2 protein-coding genes are annotated in these 2,228 nt (G+C 31.8%); both read right to left on the reverse strand.

Translation table 11 applies throughout. The features are described from left to right. The coding region (locus QVO42_RS09710; RefSeq protein WP_288164348.1) for a CAP domain-containing protein at positions 1 to 1,432 on the reverse strand (1,432 nt) is incomplete at its 3' end. Between the two features lie 69 nt (positions 1,433 to 1,501). Further along, positions 1,502 to 1,972 (reverse strand): hypothetical protein, encoded by a 471-nt coding sequence (locus QVO42_RS09715; RefSeq protein ID WP_022425913.1) that lies wholly within the window; start codon positions 1,970 to 1,972, stop codon positions 1,502 to 1,504. Positions 1,973 to 2,228 lie beyond the last annotated feature (256 nt).

Raw genomic sequence — 2,228 nt, forward strand, 5'->3', positions numbered from 1 at the left:
GTTCAATTTGAACACCATTGGCTTTCTTTAAGATCCAGGCATTTAGTGTCTTTTCAAAGTCATCTACACTTTGACCTGTGATTCTTACTTGACCACTACCATCCAATTTATCTGCAACGAGGCTTCCTGAAAATACTTGTCCCCAAGTGTAATAACCACTATTATGTAGTTGATTATTATGGCTAAATCCAGTCAGAGTATAATTTCTATCTATAATGTTGAAATAATGTCCAGCATCATCTTTATTTTTAGTCTGTTCGTATTTTACTTTTTCTTTAATCCACCATCCATAAAATGGATTTTGTCTTTGTGTATTGAATACATCTAGGTTTTGATCTCTTCCAAGTTTATCTAAATAGGCTACATCCAAATTGCCGTTTTGATCTAAGAAGTCTGTAGAGTTGTAATCTCTTGAACTTCCATATATATTTTCAGCGAATGGATATATTTCTGAATGTCCCCATTTTACAGATGTAAATTCGTTCTGGATTGCGGATACAGCCAGAAGGTAATAAGAGACTTTAAGTGGTGCTACACCTTCATATGCTCTAATCTGGTTACACATCTTAATATAATTAAGTGCTTCCTTTAAATCAGATAATGAAGCCATTGTCTTATCGTAATTCTTGCTATCATAAATAGTCGCTGATCCTACTTTTATACCATCATACTTTTCTAATTCTGTATAAGCATAATAAGCATCTAAATTACCAGTATTGTTGTAGATTTCTTTATAGAAGTTGACAACGTTGTTATCATATTTTGTATAAGCATTGGCTAATTCAGTTTCAGCTGCTTTTAATTGACTTGTAGTCGCATCCACTTGTGCTTGTAAGGCAGTCTGTTCACTTTGTAAGTGATTGAGTTCAAACTTTAAATTTGCTAGTTCTGGTGTATCAACATTGTTTTTAAGATCATCCACTGCTTTTTTAGCTGCATCATATTCAGTCTTTGCAGTATCTAGATTTGTTTTTGCTTCATTAAACTGTGTAGTTAAAGCATCATACTGTTTAGTTAGATCATCCTTTTTCTTTGTTGTCTCATTAACAGTTGTAGTCTGTGCTTCAATTGAAGTAGTTAAGCTATTAATTTCTTGGTCTAAAGTAGATAATTGAGTTGTCTTAGGATAGATATCCTTTTCAAGAGTATCAATGTCTTTCTGTAACTGAGTTACTTCTTCAGTTGTTGGCTGTTTATTAAGTGCGTCTTTTAAAGAATTAAGCTTATCATTAGAAGTTTTTAACTGTGATTCTAGTTTTTGTTTTTCTGTAGTTAACTGACTAAGAGTAGTCTTGTTGTCTTCTAATGCCTTCTTTTCTTCATTGAGTTTTGTAGTAACTGTTTCAATATCTTTATTTAAAGTAGTCAACTGATCATTTAAGCTGGTAAGGTCTTTTTCATATCGAGCCTTATTCTTCTCAGCTTGATTCAACTTATCTAAAGCATCCTTATTCTTATCAGCTAAATCATTATAATTAGCTTGCGTTTTGTTGTATTTGTCCTACGCATCCTTTAATTGATTCTGCTTTTCTTCTACAGCTTTATCTAAAGCTTCTTTTTGCTGTTTCTGTGATGATAAAGTTTCCTGTAGCTGTAAAACGACCTGAGCTCTATCTTTTACTTCTTTCGCAAGAGTCTGATCAACCTGATTTTGTGAAGTAGTAAGCTTTTCATCATTTTCTTTCTTATTGTTTTTCGCATTGTTTAATGCTTCCTCTGAACTGTTCTTCTGATACTCTGCTCCTTGTAATGCAGCTCCAGTAGAAATAACAGTAGAGTTCTTATCTTCTACTTCCTTTTCTAAATCTGTTCTAACTGTTGGTTGTACCTGTTGAGTTGTTTCTACTGTATTTTCATCTAATGCCTGAACATTTTTAAAAACGGTATTGGGCAAACTAGAGATAGCACCTACAGATGATAATGCTGTTACTGTAGATAATGTAGTAGAAACGATTTTCTGTTTCTTATTCATTCTGATTCCTCCCATATGTATATATGATAGCGCTATCAATTTATGATTTCAATATATTATAATACAATTTAAAAACATTCAAAATGTTACATGAATATTATAATATATACACAGCTTGTTTATTATTTAAAGTGTGAGAAAACATTAAGATAGGTATTTAATCATTTTTTTCATTTTCATATTGCATTAAAATGATCTATATGCTATTATATACAAGCAGTCGAAAAACAAATGTCTACGTAGCTCAGCTGGATAG

It is taken from the genome of Catenibacterium sp. CAG:290 (assembly GCF_000437715.1).
GTDB classification, from domain to species: domain Bacteria; phylum Bacillota_I; class Bacilli_A; order Erysipelotrichales; family Coprobacillaceae; genus Catenibacterium; species Catenibacterium mitsuoka_A.

Bases quoted from the DNA above. Each gene is read 5' to 3' on its own strand.
- QVO42_RS09715 (WP_022425913.1), bottom strand. From the start codon at position 1,972: ATGAATAAGAAACAGAAAATCGTTTCTACTACATTATCTACAGTAACA.